Origin of the sequence: Bacillus sp. RC252 (assembly GCF_044909215.1) — a bacterium.
In the GTDB taxonomy this organism is placed as follows: Bacteria; Bacillota; Bacilli; order Bacillales; family Bacillaceae_G; genus Bacillus_A; species Bacillus_A mycoides.
Window position 1 is genome coordinate 95,995 of the sequence record NZ_JBIYDV010000013.1, and the last position, 16,465, is coordinate 112,459.

At 34.9% G+C, this 16,465-nt stretch carries 16 protein-coding genes; 5 read left to right on the forward strand and 11 right to left on the reverse strand.

Annotated features, from left to right (window positions below; translation table 11 throughout):
* Nucleotides 1–25: 25 nt before the first annotated feature.
* The 10 genes from resC to ABH960_RS18950 form a co-directional block, all read right to left on the reverse strand.
* A complete protein-coding gene (gene resC, locus ABH960_RS18905; RefSeq protein WP_219301816.1) occupies nt 26–1,183 on the reverse strand; it encodes a cytochrome c biogenesis protein ResC in 1,158 nt (385 codons plus the stop codon).
* Between the two features lie 18 nt (nt 1,184–1,201).
* On the reverse strand, nt 1,202–2,818 hold the full coding sequence (gene resB, locus ABH960_RS18910) for a cytochrome c biogenesis protein ResB (protein WP_404447486.1): 1,617 nt from the start codon (nt 2,816–2,818) through the stop codon (nt 1,202–1,204).
* A gap of 124 nt (nt 2,819–2,942) precedes the next feature.
* Nucleotides 2,943–3,464, reverse strand: coding sequence for a thiol-disulfide oxidoreductase ResA (gene resA, locus ABH960_RS18915; protein ID WP_002064495.1), 522 nt, complete (start codon nt 3,462–3,464; stop codon nt 2,943–2,945).
* Between the two features lie 94 nt (nt 3,465–3,558).
* Nucleotides 3,559–4,287 (reverse strand): 23S rRNA pseudouridine(2605) synthase RluB, encoded by a 729-nt coding sequence (gene rluB / locus ABH960_RS18920; RefSeq protein ID WP_002064494.1) that lies wholly within the window; start codon nt 4,285–4,287, stop codon nt 3,559–3,561.
* Nucleotides 4,288–4,576: 289 nt separating this feature from the next.
* The gene (spmB, locus tag ABH960_RS18925) at nt 4,577–5,107 is read right to left on the reverse strand and encodes a spore maturation protein SpmB (protein ID WP_002086660.1); all 531 of its coding nucleotides are present in this window, start codon (nt 5,105–5,107) and stop codon (nt 4,577–4,579) included.
* Nucleotides 5,104–5,700 (reverse strand): spore maturation protein SpmA, encoded by a 597-nt coding sequence (gene spmA / locus ABH960_RS18930; RefSeq protein WP_002086662.1) that lies wholly within the window; start codon nt 5,698–5,700, stop codon nt 5,104–5,106. The genes spmB and spmA overlap by 4 nt, the downstream gene beginning before the upstream one ends.
* A complete protein-coding gene (locus ABH960_RS18935; protein WP_002086664.1) occupies nt 5,693–6,817 on the reverse strand; it encodes a D-alanyl-D-alanine carboxypeptidase family protein in 1,125 nt (374 codons plus the stop codon). The genes spmA and ABH960_RS18935 overlap by 8 nt, the downstream gene beginning before the upstream one ends.
* A gap of 112 nt (nt 6,818–6,929) precedes the next feature.
* On the reverse strand, nt 6,930–7,844 hold the full coding sequence (locus ABH960_RS18940) for a superoxide dismutase (RefSeq protein ID WP_002030730.1): 915 nt from the start codon (nt 7,842–7,844) through the stop codon (nt 6,930–6,932).
* A 106-nt stretch (nt 7,845–7,950) separates the two neighbouring features.
* Nucleotides 7,951–8,442 (reverse strand): YpuI family protein, encoded by a 492-nt coding sequence (locus ABH960_RS18945; protein ID WP_002135239.1) that lies wholly within the window; start codon nt 8,440–8,442, stop codon nt 7,951–7,953.
* A 22-nt stretch (nt 8,443–8,464) separates the two neighbouring features.
* A complete protein-coding gene (locus tag ABH960_RS18950; RefSeq protein WP_002135238.1) occupies nt 8,465–8,854 on the reverse strand; it encodes a hypothetical protein in 390 nt (129 codons plus the stop codon).
* Between the two features lie 186 nt (nt 8,855–9,040).
* Here ABH960_RS18950 and mprF point away from each other — a divergent pair, with 186 nt between their 5' ends.
* Nucleotides 9,041–11,626, forward strand: coding sequence for a bifunctional lysylphosphatidylglycerol flippase/synthetase MprF (mprF, locus tag ABH960_RS18955; protein ID WP_404447494.1), 2,586 nt, complete (start codon nt 9,041–9,043; stop codon nt 11,624–11,626).
* 4 nt (nt 11,627–11,630) lie between these two features.
* On the opposite strand, the gene ABH960_RS18960 is transcribed toward mprF, so the two are convergent.
* Nucleotides 11,631–12,425, reverse strand: a complete 795-nt coding sequence (locus ABH960_RS18960; protein WP_044438004.1) for a hypothetical protein — start codon at nt 12,423–12,425, stop codon at nt 11,631–11,633.
* A gap of 173 nt (nt 12,426–12,598) precedes the next feature.
* On the opposite strand from ABH960_RS18960, the gene deoD reads away from it, so the two are divergent.
* The 4 genes from deoD to ABH960_RS18980 all read left to right on the forward strand — a co-directional run bounded on the left by deoD (nt 12,599) and on the right by ABH960_RS18980 (nt 16,272).
* Complete coding sequence (deoD, locus tag ABH960_RS18965) at nt 12,599–13,306, forward strand: purine-nucleoside phosphorylase (protein ID WP_000110707.1); 708 nt, start codon at nt 12,599–12,601, stop codon at nt 13,304–13,306.
* A 201-nt stretch (nt 13,307–13,507) separates the two neighbouring features.
* Nucleotides 13,508–15,319, forward strand: a complete 1,812-nt coding sequence (locus tag ABH960_RS18970; RefSeq protein ID WP_002141011.1) for a sensor histidine kinase — start codon at nt 13,508–13,510, stop codon at nt 15,317–15,319.
* Between the two features lie 107 nt (nt 15,320–15,426).
* Nucleotides 15,427–15,957, forward strand: coding sequence for a tyrosine-type recombinase/integrase (locus ABH960_RS18975; protein ID WP_000806230.1), 531 nt, complete (start codon nt 15,427–15,429; stop codon nt 15,955–15,957).
* Between the two features lie 120 nt (nt 15,958–16,077).
* The gene (locus ABH960_RS18980; protein ID WP_002011737.1) at nt 16,078–16,272 is read left to right on the forward strand and encodes a DUF3924 family protein; all 195 of its coding nucleotides are present in this window, start codon (nt 16,078–16,080) and stop codon (nt 16,270–16,272) included.
* The last annotated feature ends 193 nt before the right edge of the window (nt 16,273–16,465 follow it).

Sequence of the window (16,465 nt, forward strand, 5' to 3'; positions counted from 1 at the left end):
ACATACACTCTCCTATTTTAGTTCTCTATGCATATGAATGTAAACCCGCGATAATTAAGTTTACTACAATAAAGTTAAACATAATGATTGCAAAACCAATCACTGCAAGCCAGGCGGATTTTTCTCCATGCCATCCTTTAGATAAACGTAAATGTAATACCGCAGCATAAAAGAGCCAAGTAATAAGCGCCCAAACTTCTTTTGGATCCCAACCCCAAAAGCGCGTCCAAGCGATTTGAGCCCAGATCATTGCAAAGATTAATGCTCCTAATGTAAACACCGGGAATCCTATCGCAATAGAACGATATCCGATTTCATCTAATAAATCACTATTCGTATTCTTTACTAACGGCTGAAGTGCCGCTGACACTCGCTTACGTAAAACAAGTCTTAATACAATATAAAGTAGCGTTCCGACTAACACTGACCAAATAACAGTATTTAACTTTTTCGCATTTACAATCGCTGGAACTTCAACCGCCGGTTCTAATTTATTTTCTGTCATTAACTTCCCTTCATGCGGTCCAACTAAAGCAGGGAGATTATACTTCATTTCAACTTGTTGTTCATTTTTATCAATCCATTGAAACTTCGCTTCGTATTTCATACTAGAAAATACCGTTGTTATTCCAATAAACCCAACTGTACAAACAAGTGTGAAAACTACTGTCTCTAACCAAAATGTACGCTTACTTCTTGTTGATTGATCTACATTTTTCAGTAAATACATTACGCCTGTAATAAAACTAATTGCTAATATTGCTTGTCCCGCTGCCGCTGTCGTTACATGAATATGTAGCCAATTACTCTTTAAAGATGGGATAAGCGGCGAAATTTCTCTCGGGAACATACTTGCATAAGCGATTAATAAAAGAGCTACCGGTAAAGCAAATAAACCAATAATACTTACACGATATACAAAGTACATAATGATAAAAGCTCCCACAAGCATCATGCCAAAAAATGTACCAAATTCAAAAAAGTTACTAACCGGTGCATGTCCTGATGCGATCCATCTTGTAACAAAATATACTATTTGTGCAATAAATCCTAAAATTGTTATAGTTATACCTATATTTGCCCACTTGTTACCTTTTTCTTTAATTGCTCCTCCAAAAAATAAAGTTGCAATTAAATATAAGATAAACGCCGCGAACAGAAAATTACTACTTATTTGTACCATATCGTTTCCCCACCTTAACTAATTTTTTTCATTCATTTTATCGTGTGGTTGTGGAATCGCTGTTCCTTCTAGTACTCTTTCAATATCTTTCTTTAAGCCGAACCAATTTTTATTCGTATGGCCTGCAACCCACCATTCATCATTAACACGTTGTATCCAAATACGGCGATGGTTCCAATACATACCTTGAATCACACCAACCATAAATATAAATCCTCCAATACCGAGAATCAAAAGCGTCAAATCTTTTCTTACTGTAAGAGCTGTTGCATTTTGCATTTCCACACCTGCAAATGACATTTTATATTTATTATTCCCGTCAGGCTCTATGTTTTGCTGAATACCGACGAAACTAACCTCACCATCTGGTGTTTCCGGGGTAAACATTTTAAAGACGAATGCAGGATTATTCGGTAATTTTGTTTTCGTATTCGGCCTTCCATTCTCATCAAAATAAAAATCAGGAAAATAGCTTAATAGTTCTAGAGAATACCCATTTCCTAAATCATATTTTTCTGTAGGATTCGCTAAATCTACTTTAATCGGTCCCAACTTTTGATTATTTTCTTTGTTTTGCAAATGGAAAGACATGCTTTTAAATTCACTTTCTTTGTAATCCACTTGATAAACAGCAAATTGATCAAATTTCAGTGGCTCATTCACTCGAATTTCAGCTTCTTTTACCTTTTCTAATTTTGGTTTTTGACCCGCTATATTTTCTCCTACCGCTTTATATAATACAGCATTTGTTTGGAAGTTTTTCGCAATCATTTTATCACCAACACGATCAATTGCTTCATCAAAAACTTCTTTATCCTTACTCTTATCATAAACTTCCTTGATAAACTTTTCGTTTTTCAAATAGTATTGACCTTCTGTTCCTGGTATTTCTTTCGTTTCACCGTCACGTAACCAAAGTGCTTCATCTACATACATACTCGGTAAAAAACGTAGCATTGCACCGAATAGAAAGATAATAAGACCAATATGGTTTACATATGGACCCCAACGTGAAAAACGTCCCTTTTCCGCTAAAACGTTCCCGTCTTCCACTTTCACATTATAATTACGTTTCTTTAAATTAATTTGAACTCGTTCTAAGTCACCTTCATGCGGCGTACCAGTCCCGTGCACTCTCTGTCTTTTCAAAAAACTTGGGTGTCTTTTCACCCCTTGTTTTTTTAAAGCTTTATAAAGAGGAATGACACGGTCTAAACTACATATAACAAGTGAAATACCAATAGAAGCAATTAAAATCATGTACCACCATGATCCATATAAATTATTAAATCCTAATTGATAGTATAATTGTCCTAAAAATCCATACTCGGTCTTATAATATTCAGCTGGTTCGATTCCTGGAGTTATGTACATTTCTTGGGGAAAGATAGTTCCTATTGCCGATGCAGCTAAAGTTATTACGATTAACCATACACCTACTTTTACAGAAGAGAAAAAACTCCAAATTTTATCGACTATCGTTTTTGTATGTGTGAGAGATCTCCGAGCACTCCCCTCATATCTCATATCCAATAATTTTATATTTTCATTACTTTCAAATGGTTTCCCACATGCTTCACAAAAAATGGTTCCTATCGGATTAACATGTCCACATTCACACTTAATTTCTTTCAAAGCTCTCACCGCCCTTTTATCTATATGTACTATTGTATATTCCAGCTTAGAGTTACCGCAATACTCAGAATTTTTAAAGCGAAGGCGCTATACGTAAGCACCTCTTATGTAAAGGCTTTCTTAATTATGGAGTGATTTTCTTTAAGTACTCTTCCAATTGTTCCTTCGTTTGCTCACCTATAATTTGCTCTACTACTTTTCCTTCTTTATCAATTAAAAAGGTTGTTGGTAATGGTCCCACTCCATATGTACCTATGATCTTTTGCCCTTTATCAATTGCAACTGGGAATTTCAAATCATATTGTTTCACAAAGTTCTTCACTGCGATATCCGTTTCATCTGCATCTAAGGCAATAATTTCAACGCCTTTTTCTTTATATTTCGGATATAACTCATTCATATAAGGCATTTCTTTTTCACAAGGTTTACACCAAGTTCCCCAAAAATTTAAAAATACACCTTTTCCCTTTAAATCTTTTAATTCAATATTCTTTCCTTCTAAATCAGTTACAACAAAGTTAGGTGCTTCTTTTCCAATTTGCATTTTCTCTTTATCAGTAAAAAATCCTTGATATAGCGTAAACCCTACCGCACCGCTTAAAATGAGCAAAATGATAACACGAAATAATAAGCGATTTTTTTTCATGTTGTCTCCCCTCTCTTCGACGAGTGATAAATATATGTATTTTTTAATAAATCACCAGCGGAGCATTCCACTGGTGAAAGTTTCACAATATAGATTAGCGAGGCTTTGTAGAAGCCAATGCACGTAATTGTTTCACCTCATGTGGTGTTAATTCTCTTGCATCACCAGGACGCAAGCTACCCACTTCTAAAAAGGCATAACGTTCACGTTTTAATTTCATTACTTTACAATCTAACGCTTCAAACATGCGGCGTACTTGACGGTTACGTCCTTCATGAATCGTTAATTGTACAATCGCCATCTCTTTACGCTTGTCCCAAGAAATAATTTTCACTTGTGCTGGTGCTGTTTTCCCATCTTCTAATGCAACACCTCGTTCTAACATGCGAATTTTATCACCTGTTAATGGCCCTTTAATTTTCGCAACATACGTTTTTTCAACCTTATATCTCGGATGCATTAATACATTTGCAAATTCACCATCATTTGTCATCAATAATACGCCAGACGTATCATAATCTAAGCGTCCGATTGGGAATAAACGTTGTCTAATTTCAGGGAAAAAGTCTGTTACAACATTTCTTCCTTTATCATCTGATACACTTGAAATTACACCAGTTGGTTTATATAGTAAAAAATAAACAGGTTCTTCTTTTTCAAGAGGGATGTTATTTACTTCCACTTTATCTTGAGGAGTTACTTTTGTTCCTAACTCCTTCACTATTTTCCCATTAACTTTCACTTTTCCTTGCTGAATTAATTCCTCAGCCTTTCTTCTCGATGCAATACCTGCTTGCGCAATCACTTTTTGTAATCGTTCCATTTCTTTTTTTCACCTCAAATTTATCTTACCTTACATTAGAAAGACTTGGCAACCGCCTAAGCTTTATGCCATTTACTTCGCCTACCTTTAACAACATAGCAATGATAATAAACGTATAAAGGCCATATCACGTTTTCACCCTTTATTATTATTTACACTTTTTCATGTTGTCCACGATAAAAGTTCACCATTTTGTCAAAAATACCGCATAAAAAAACCACTATTAAACTACACGTTAATAGTGGTCGTATACGTATTATAAGCGAAATAGCGCAAAAAATGAATAGCATTACCGAAACAATAGGGAAACAAACACAATCGAACAAATAATTCCGATTAAATCTGCAAAAAGTCCTACCTTTAATGCATCTCCCATTTTTCTAATACCGACAGCCCCAAAGTATACTGTTAATATATAAAAAGTCGTATCTGTGCTACCTTGCATCGTTGAAGCTAACCTACCAATAAACGAGTCTGGCCCATATGTAGCGATTAAGTCGGTCGTAATACTTAAACCAGCAGATCCCGAAATCGGACGTATAAGTGCAAGTGGAACGATTTCGGCTGGTACATGAATAAAGTCTAACATCGGCTTCATTACCGATATCATTGCATCTAAAGCACCTGATGCCCGAAAAATAGAAATAGATACAAGCATTCCAACCATAAACGGCAAAATGGAAACCGCAATTTGAATCCCTTCTTTTCCGCCCTCAACGAACGATTCGTACGTTGGAACTTTCTTTATCGTGCCATACAAAAGGATAAAACCAATTACACAAGGAATTACCCATAATGAAATTGTATTTACAATACTCATTTTTTCCGCCCCTTTCTACTCCTTCTCCGGTAAAAATAGCGGTCAATCCAAATCGCTCCAATCATCGATAACACTTGTGCTATAAATGTTACGCCAACGATTTCAGTAGGGTTTGCTGATTCATAAGTCATTCGAATCGAAATGACAGTAGTCGGAATTAATGTAATCGCTGAAGTATTTAATGCTAGAAACGTCACCATAGAACGACTTGCTGAATCCTTTCCACCATTTAACTCTTTCAGTTGTTCCATTGCTTTAATACCTAAAGGTGTTGCTGCATTACCTAACCCAAAAAAGTTCGCCATCATATTTGATAAAATGAATCCCATTGACGGGTGATCCTTCGGTATTTCTGGAAATAATCTTTTTACTATCGGCATAAAAAGTGATACTAACTTCTTTAACAATCCAGCTTCCTCAGCAATTTTCATTAAACCGAGCCAAAATACTAAAACACTAATAAGTCCAATACAAATCGTTACAGCATCTTTTGACCCTTCAAACACTGCTTTGGTCACTTCTTCCATCGTTCCATTTATCATGGCATACACAATCCCTATAACTGCCATCGCTGCCCATACGAGATTAACCATCTATCCCAACACCTATCATGTAAGAGAAGATTTCTTTTACGTTATTCCAATACATTCCCGTTGTAGCTACTAACTTTCGTTTACTGTAAAACAAATTTCGTTCTCCGACTTTCTCGTTCCCTACATAAATTTCTGTCTTCCCAATCTTTACTCCATCCGTAAGTTTTGCACTTTTATCGAGCTCAACTTTCAATAACACGCTCTTTCTTTCCTCTTCAGTTAAAGGTACAGAAAAACTATTTTTCGTATAAACATGATTGGCATATTTCTTTTCATTTATTTCAGCGAGTGCGCCTTGTCCTAAAACTTTCGCTTGCTTATAGCGTTCAAAGCCTTTATCAAACAAATTCATATGATCATCCCAGTCACTAGAAGCACTCAAAGTTACGACAATTAAATCTAGTCCATCTTTTGAAGCTGTTGTGACAAGCGTCCGTCCTGCTTTCTTCGTAAAACCTGTCTTTCCCCCTGTTGCAAATTCATAATAAGATGTCACAAGCTTATGTTTATTTTTCCACGGATAATCCCAAGAATCTGATTTATACGTTTTTGTTCCAAAAATTTTCTTAAAGGTCTCGTTCCCCATTGCATATTTCGTTAATAATGCCATGTCATAAGCCGACGAATAATGCGATCCATCCCCATCCAAGCCATGCGGGTTTGAGAAATGCGTATCTTTCATTCCGATTTCTTTCGCCTTTTCATTCATTAAATATACAAATCCTTCTATACTCCCTCCCACATTTTCAGCAATTACTTGTGCTGCATCATTACCAGATCTAAGCATTAATCCGTAAACTAAATCTTCTAACTTAACTTTTTGTCCAGGTTTTAAATAAATTGCCGATCCTTCTACTCGTACCGCTTCATTACTAACCGATACTAATTCTTTCATTTTTCCTGATTCAGCAGCTAACAATGCTGTCATAATTTTTGTTATACTAGCAATTTTTTGTGGCTCATGTTCTAATTTCCCATATAGCACACGACCGGATTGTTGTTCCATTAAGACTGCGTTACGAGCACTGACACCACCGTTCATTTTTGCATATGCAGGAATTGGCATAACGCTTGCGTACATTATAATTAGCGTAATTATTATACAAATTCGTCTCATATTTCCCCCCACGTCCTTTTGGCACTTTTTGTACAAGTGTATGCTTGGCCTTTTAAAATATGAACGAAATCTTCCTTCCACCTCCACTAAAAAAGACGCATGAGATATGCGTCTAATACGGTGTCCATTCAATTTGCTTCGCACTTTCAAATCTCTTTTCTACATCTGGCCAATTTACAACATTCCACCAATTTTTAATATATTCATCTTTTCGATTTTGATATTGTAAATAATACGCATGTTCCCATACATCCAGTACAAGGAGTGGTATCGTATCCCACTGCGTAAACAATTGATGAAGCGTACTTTGCAAAATTTCTAACCTTCCTGAACGGGGTACCCATACAAGAATTGCCCATCCTGAACCTTCCACTTTAGAAGCGGCTTCCGTGAAATGCTTTTGAAAACGTAAAAAACTTCCGAAATCTTGCTCAATTTGTTGTGAAAAAGCCCCTCTCGGACTTCCACCACCATCTTTTTTCATGTTATTCCAAAATATCGTGTGTAAGTAATGACCTGATCCATGAAAAGCCGCTTCTCTTTCCCAATGCTTAATTAAATCAAATTGATTTGTTTTCCTCGCTTCTTCCATCATCTTCTCTGCTTTATTTAATCCTTCCACGTAACTACGATGGTGTTTATCATGGTGTAACATCATAATTTCTCGTGAAATGTACGGTTCTAGCGCATTATATGGATAAGGTAATGGCGGAAGGGTATGCCCCCCAATCGGAACAGCTCGTTCGCTATCCCCTCTTTCACATAGTTCATATTCCTCTCCTTCTTGCATAAATACTTCCTGTAAATGGTGTTGAATATGTTCTACATCATCACTTATTTCATACATAAACTCGGCATCTGTGTCGTATTCATGCTCTTTCATACGCTCTAATAACGTTTGAATTTTATAAGCAAGCATATGGACATCATACACTTCCATTGCACGGCTATCTAATACTTGAAGAACACTTTCACACCAGCTTTCTACTTCATGAAAGTAATCTGTAAATACACCTTGCTGACTCATGTCACACCTCCTTGATGCTATCCACTTTAACTATATTCAATTAAAATCCCTTATATAACTGGACAAAAGGAAAAGAAGCTAAGTATCCTTAGCTTCTTTTCCTTAATTAATATTTGTGCAACATTTTTGTTTGGTAATCTGTCTCATAATATTCTAGTTCTTCACGCATCAATTGAAATTTCCCTTCTAAATCCTTCATCATTCGTTCTATAGATCTAGGGGGGATTTGCTGAAAAACAATAGAATTTTTCCCTGTATAAGCAGAACGACTATTTTCATACCAATGATCATTCTTTGGCGAAAAAAACTCTGCAATTACTTGATGGTAAATCTTATATAAAACTGTTTCAGCTGCGGTCTTTCGAAATGGTTGGCTATTCAGCAAAACAAAACATGCATCAAGTCCTTCTTCACAAAAAACAAGAAGTCTTCTTATTGATGCTAATATCCCTTTATAGTATTGCTCGTTTCCTGTTGGTGTCTCCTCCAATAAAGAAGGTAACGTATGATAATTTACATAATTAGTTATCAAGGAAATTACATCTTCTAAAAATATAGAAACTTGTTCTGTTTGATTTTCAACCATCAAATTAGACATGGCTTCTCTCTCCTTTGCCGTTTTACGCTATTTCTACTCTTTTATTTTTATGTAATTCAGCTAATATTTCTTGTACTTTCACCACTGTTCCCTCATCAAAGTATCGTTGAAAGTCTGTTACTTCATTGAGATACAAGCGCTTCTGCGCGCGTAGCTCTTTATCTTTCAGTAAACAAGCGATCGCTACAATATCTCGTAAATATACGTCTTGTTCTTCTACTTTATAAACTGGATTTCCTTCAAAAGGGGTAATTTCTTGTAAAATTTCTTCAAAATATCGAACATATAAGACAGAAAAGGTTTTCTCTTGATTATTTAATATATATGTCACTTCAGATCTATTAAAAAAATCTTCTGATGTATTCGGTTTTGCTTTTTCTAACTCATATCCTGCATAACCTATTATAATCATCTACTTCCCCTCTCTTCCTTCTTTCATCTTATCTTAACTTAATTTTCTGATAAACGAAATATTCTTTTAAATATAACCTATATAAAAAATAGCTTCCCTATACAGGAATTTACCTTTTTATTTTTCTTGAAGTTTGTCATAATAATATTATTGTCTCAGTTTTCTTACACAAGGAGAGTTGTATTTATGTCGTTTTCATGGAAACGTTTCTTACAAATCGGGAAAATAATCTTCCCATTTGTTGTCTTAACAATTGTTTTCTTTCAAGCTAAAAAAGAATTAGCAGGCATTTCTTTTTTAGAAGCAATTGAAACAATTAAAAACATTCCAACTGGTGGGGTATTTTTAGCGATTACACTCGGTGCATTTGCCGTTTCAACAATGTTCTTTTATGACTTTGTTATGCTTCGTTACTTAAAAGCAGACATACCTGTACAAAAGATTTTCCGTATCTCATGGATTGCAAACACTTTAAATGGATTTATCGGTTTTGGTGGTCTTGTTGGTGCCGGTGTACGTACAATGCTATATCGTCCGCATATAAAAGATAATGGAAAACTTATTAAAAGTATTGCTTGGATGACAACCGCTTTTATTAACGGATTAGCCATTCTGTCATTCCTCGGCCTTATTGGAATATTAGACACTAGTTTTATTTTGCACGAAAAACCGTGGTTATGGCCTGTTCTTATCTTCTTTGCTCTTTTCGTTCCTATATATATTGGGTTTTCTAAAATTAAAAATAGAAAAACAAAACAGCTAGACGGACAAGAGGAAGAAGAAGAAGAGAAAAATCCAACTGTTTTATATTCATTAGTTTCATTAGTCGAGTGGGTATCTGCCGGTATCGTTATGTACGTCATTTTAATATTGTTTGGAATTGATATCGAATTTCAAAAGTTTTTAGGTGTTTACGTAATCGCTGCTTTAGCTGGTGTCGTAAGTCTTGTTCCTGGTGGCCTTGGTTCATTTGACCTTGTTTTCTTAACTGGACTAGGACAATACGGCGTTGATACAGGCGTATTACTACCTGCTATGTTATTATACCGACTTGTCTATTACATCTTACCATTCTGCCTAGGTCTCATTTTTGCAGCCTTTGAAATGACAGGAGCGGCCATAAAAAAAATTGAAGATAAACCCTTTATTGCACCTGCGTTAGAAACAACTGGTGTAATTTGGACTTTACAACGTGATTTTTTAGGGAAATTAGGTTCATGGGCATCCGCCGCTTTAACAGTATTCGCTGGCTTAATGGTTATTCTATCAACAATTTTACCGACTAGTATAAATCGAGCTCACGCCTTACATATTTTAGCTCCAAAGCACCTTATTCAATTTTCTTTTAGCTTATCATTAACATTCGGTATTCTCCTCCTGATTCTTTCGCGAGGCATATATTATGGAACAAAGCGTTCTTACTATATGACGATTGTTTCTTTAATTGGAGCAGCAATCTTTAATACCCTAAAAGGAATTGACATTGAAGAAACCTTTATTTTATTAATCGTACTTGCTGTGTTGTATATGCTTCGTAAAAGATTTATACGCGAGAAAATGGAAGTCTCACTTTCTGATATCGTAAAAGTATTTATCTTCTTATTACTTACGCTATATTTATATAAAAACTTAGGTATTTTATTTGCGGGTGCAAAAGAAGCGTTCCAACCTGATTTTGTCGTTCGAAATATTACACAAGTTAAACGAAGTGCATTAGCAGCAGCCTTTTTCGTTCCTACTTTTTTACTTATCGGCTCACTAATTGCCAATCGTTATCGTAGTCAATTTCCCGGGCAACCAGCTAATGATAAAAGGTTAGAAAACTTCTTAGATGAACATGGCGGGAATGTACTTAGTCATTTAGGTTTTTTAGGAGATAAACAGTTCTTCTTCAGTAGTGACGGAAAAGCACTTCTTCTCTTTTCAATTACTGGAAAACGTCTTGTTGTACTAGGTGATCCAATTGGTGATCCATCCTCCTACCGCACTGTGTTGCAAGAATTTTTGACTGAAGCTGATCGATTTGGGTATATTTGCGTATTCTATCAAATTGAAAGCATATGGATGAGCTTATACCACGATTTTGGCTACAACTTCTTTAAACTTGGTGAAGAAGCTGTCGTTGATTTAAATACGTTTACAATAACAGGAAAGAAACGTGCTGGTATGCGAGCCACTTTCAACCGTTTTGAACGAGAAGGTTATACATTCTCTATTCATGAGCCACCATTCTCAGACGAATTATACGAGGAATTAAAGAAAGTGTCTGACGCTTGGCTCGGCGGAAAAAAAGAGAAAGGATTTTCACTTGGGTACTTCGATCGTGAGTATATTAGTCGTGCCCCTATCGCTACATTATCTGATGCAGAAGGAAAAATCATTGCATTCACAACCTTTATGCCAGTATATCAAAGTGGCATATTATCTGTTGATTTAATGCGTTATTATCCAGATGCCCCTAGCGGAATTATGGATGCAATTTTTATCCACTTATTCCACTGGGCAAAAGAAAATGAATACCATTCCTTTAATATTGGTATGGCACCACTCTCAAATGTCGGTTTATCAACGCAATCGTTCTGGTCTGAACGAGTTGCTGCTGCAATATTTAATAACGTTCGTTACACATATAGCTTCAGCGGTTTACGACATTTCAAAGAAAAATATAAACCTGCATGGAGTGGAAAATATTTAGCATTTCGAAAGAATCATTCTTTACCAATTACAATGCTCTCTGTAACAAAATTAATAGGAAAACGAAAAAACAGCTAAGTACTTAGCTGTTTTTTCGTTTTTGCACTTGTATACTAAACTCCTTTTCATACTTCTTACCATTTATATAGAAATCCCCCCATATTTTATATGTTCCTTCTTCTGGAAATGTAATACGATATTGTAATTGCTCATCCGTATCAACAGGAATGGCATATAAAAAATGTCCCCTCGTTTCATCAACGATATATAGCGCGTTGACTTCGCCTCTCCCTGAATTTAATTTCAGCTTTTCTCCCTTTTTCGCTTGAAACTGAAATGTTAATGTCGTTGCCTCATTCGGATGTAATGCACCAAATAAAAGAGACACTTGATGCTCTCCTATATTTTTTGTAAGTACAGTATCGACAGGTAGTTTCTTTTTATTCTTGTCCTTGTTTGTCTCCTTTTTTTCTTCACCAAAATCTTTCTTAGCAAATGATTCCACGGACTTGTTTTCATTTTCATACAAAAATATCGTGTACCCTTCACCTTTTGCTACATCTGAAGATAGCTTATACGATCCATTTCCAGCAAATATAGGCTTCGTTTGTTGTATGTTTTTCAAATTCCCATCCACTATCACTGCTCGAATTTGATCGTTCACACCACGAACTTCATTATTCATTTTATTTAGCAATTGAAACGAAATATCGGCTTTTTCATTTCCCTTTTTATTTTTCACATCCCATTTCACTTCTTGAACATCTCCGGTCGTTTCTACAGTTTCTTGATATTTTTTTATGTAAAATCCTCCTGCCACAATAAGTACTAGTGCAATAAGCCCGATGACAAGATTTTTCAAAATATCACCTACCATTTTTATTGTCTTTATCCATGCAAAACCTCTTAAATATATATTCTAGATTATGATTTATGAAATCCTCCTCTTTTGCACATATTACAAATAAAAAAGATTTTAATTGAAAGGAGTCGTAGTGTATAATGCAAATGATATTGATTTCTATCAATACATTATAAGGAGGATTTTTCATGAGTGTACATATTGAAGCAAAACAAGGCGAAATTGCTGAATCTATTCTATTACCTGGTGATCCATTACGTGCAAAATATATTGCTGAAACATTTTTAGAGGATGTTACTTGTTATAATAACGTGCGTGGCATGTTAGGTTTTACTGGAACTTACAAAGGAAAGCGTGTATCTGTTCAAGGTACAGGTATGGGTGTTCCTTCTATTTCTATTTATGTAAACGAATTAATTCAAAGCTACGGAGTGAAAAATTTAATTCGTGTTGGGACATGTGGTGCAATTCAAAAAGATGTTAAGGTACGTGACGTTATTATTGCGATGACGGCTTGTACAGATTCTAATATGAATCGCTTAACATTCCCGGGTTTTGATTTTGCTCCTGCTGCAAACTTTGATCTTTTAAAGAAAGCTTACGATGCTGGAACAGAAAAAGGATTACACGTTCGTGTTGGTAACGTATTAACAGCAGATGTATTTTATCGTGAGAGCATGGACATGGTTAAAAAACTTGGAGATTACGGTGTATTAGCAGTAGAGATGGAGACGACTGCTCTTTACACATTAGCAGCTAAATATGGTGTAAATGCATTATCTGTATTAACAGTAAGCGACCATATCTTCACTGGTGAAGAAACAACATCTGAAGAGCGTCAAACTACATTTAACGAAATGATTGAAATCGCTTTAGATGCAGCAATTCAGCAATAGTACACTAAAGAACTCGTCATACGTCTGGCGAGTTCTTTTTTATGCTAAAATACTTCCATAGTCACTGTACCGTCTCTTTATGTGACTTTCTATAAAAAACTACTTTAGAGAGAGACAGATTTATCCCCTCTACTTTTTTGTAACCTTTGTTATAATTAAGAAATCATTTATATTACAGTATTTTTCATACGAGGTGAAACAGTGAAGAACAGAAGCATCGTCTTTAAACTATTTTTATTAACATCAACTTTATTTACAATCATATTTCTCCTTTTTTTCCTTGGACAATCTCTATTTTTAGAGAAGTTTTATATTAATAAAAAAGTAAAAACCGTTCAAACGGCTTTTGAAAAATTCGTAGATAATTATGAAAAAAGCGACAAAAGTTTTGAGGAAATCAGAAAGCTAAAACAAGAATTTCACGATAAAACGAATGCTGAAATGCAATTTTTAGATTCTAACGGCATTATTAAAAGTGAAAACAATTACTACATTGAGGTAATTAACCCTAATAACAATAAAACCTATTCCATCCCACTTAATAATCTTTTAACACCCGAAGAATATAATAAATTCGAAAATTTAGGCTTAAAAAAAGAGGGCATGATTCACGTAGAGGGATTTTTACAAGATAATATAATAACGCCACTAGAACTGACGACTAATTATAATCGATGGCGAAATGAAAATGTCAATTCGGATTTTCAAACAATTAGTGGTAACCCCTCTAAAAATAGACTCACAAATCGATATAAAACTACGTCTCAGATCAGTTTTACCGGTGTGATATCTAAATTACATATCCCTTCCAAATCTGAGGTTCGCCTTGCAAATGATTTTGAAACATTACAAGCTGTTGAATATTTTGCAAGCACTATTAGACAAGGTACTTCTAATTCAAATCAATTAAACACGTATATTTTAGATAGTGGGGAAAATATAAAAAACAGTGTCTTTGTAAAGCCTATTATGGAAAACGGAAAAACTAAGGAGTACGCTTTTGTGATAGCATCTTTACAACCTGTGAATGAAGCAATGCTCGTTTTAAAAGATTATTATGTCTATGCCTTAATTATCGTGTTTCTCGTTATTATTTTGTTATCCTTCTACTACTCAAAAATCATTGTTAAACCATTAATTAAGATAAATCGTGTTACAAAAAAAATGGCCAACTTTGATTTTAGCGAGAAGTTACCTGTTACAGCAGACGATGAAATTGGCGGGTTATCAAGTGGTATTAATACACTCTCTGTAAATTTAAAAGATCGAATCGACCGATTAAATGTTGCTAATACAAAATTACAACAAGATATTGAACGCGAACGTCAATTGGAAAAAACGAGAAAAGAATTCATTTCTGGTGTATCTCATGAATTAAAAACACCACTTAGTGTTATTCGTAGCTTCGCTGAAGGTATTCAAGATGGCGTAAGTAAAGATACGACATATTATACAAATGTTATTTTGGAAGAGACAGATAATATGAACAGGCTCATTGTTGAAATGTTAGAATTAGCAAAACTAGAATCAGGTACGTACAAACTAGAAATGTCGACATTCTCGATCGGTGAATTAATTCAACAAGTCTATACAAAATTATTATTTAGCATGGAGGAAAAACATTTACAAGTGGACATCCATGCTGACTCTTCTCTATTTGTTAAAGCAAATCGTAGCCGTATTGAGCAAGTCGTTGTAAACTTACTTAGCAATGCAATTCGATATACTCCAGATGGTGAAAAAATACACGTCTCTATTATAGAAACGGAAGATACAGTGAAAATCAAAATTGAAAACACAGGTAATCCTATTCCAGAAGAAAGCCTTGAAAAAATTTGGGATCGCTTCTACCGTTTAGACGCTTCTCGTAGCCGTCATACTGGAGGTACTGGCCTTGGGTTATCCATTGTGAAAAACATTTTAGATCTCCATCACGCTGAATACGGCGTGTATAATACCACTAATAGCGTTGTATTTTATTTTAATTTACAAAAAGTAAAAGAAGTCAAATAATTTGTCTTAATTTCACTAGGAGTTCACATGAAATTCACACTCTCCCTTTATAGTAAGAAACAAGTTAATCCTTTCCTTTACACATATAAAAGAGGAGAGTGCGTGAAATGAAACAAGCAGGACAACCTATTCAAAATGAAAAACAATTAGAAACTATCAAAAATATACTTTTACAATCTTCGAAACGTGATGGCTTATTATTCGTATTAGCTGTAAATTCTGGCTTAAAAGTAAGTGAAATCTTACAATTAAAAGTTAGTGATGTAATCGATGAAGACGAAAATGTTCGCCATTCCATTTTATTTTACAATGAAAAAGTAAAGAAACATAAATGGTTTGCTGTAAATGAAGACTTACAGCACGCAATCGAAGACTACATGAAAGAACGTAAAACTTGGAAACGTAATGAACCATTATTAAAGTCTCAAAAAGGAACAAAGTCTATTACGAGACAACATGCATGGTACATTTTAAACAAAGCTGCAAAAGAAGTTGGATTAGAAGGGATTAGCTCACATACACTTCGAAAAACTTGGGGCTATTGTGCATACAAATCAGGTGTTGATATTGCATTTTTACAACACTTCTTTGATCACAGTACTCCATCCAAAACTTTAAAGTATATCGGTATTGCTTAATAACTCTTATACATAAAAAGGTTACCATTTGTAAATTTGGTAACCTTTTTTATGTTTCATATTCTCTTTTCTTGTCTCTCCTATACTGTAGTGGTACTCTAATAGTAAGGGGGAGAAATTATGAACACATTAACAATTGAATTACCGAAAGAAACGGCTGAAAAACTTGATTTATTAAAGAAATCTTATGAAAAGAAAACAGGTGCTACAATTTCTGAAAGCACTCTCGTTCAAACACTTATCTCAAAGGAATTTATCCAAGCGATAACTCCTTTTGATTTACAACAAATCATCAATGGAAAAGAACAGCAGTAATTGCTGTTCTTTTTTTATTACTATTTAAAATATAAAGTGAAACTTTAATCAGTGGGGGTCTTGTTCATCCCCCACTGATTATTAGCCTTCACCAATCGAGCGTTTACGGGCAGCAGGGCTCCCACCTAACTTCTTTGCTCCAGCCGAATTTTGAGGTAGGAGTTTTACTGCCGTAAATAGCGGGATAAAAAGT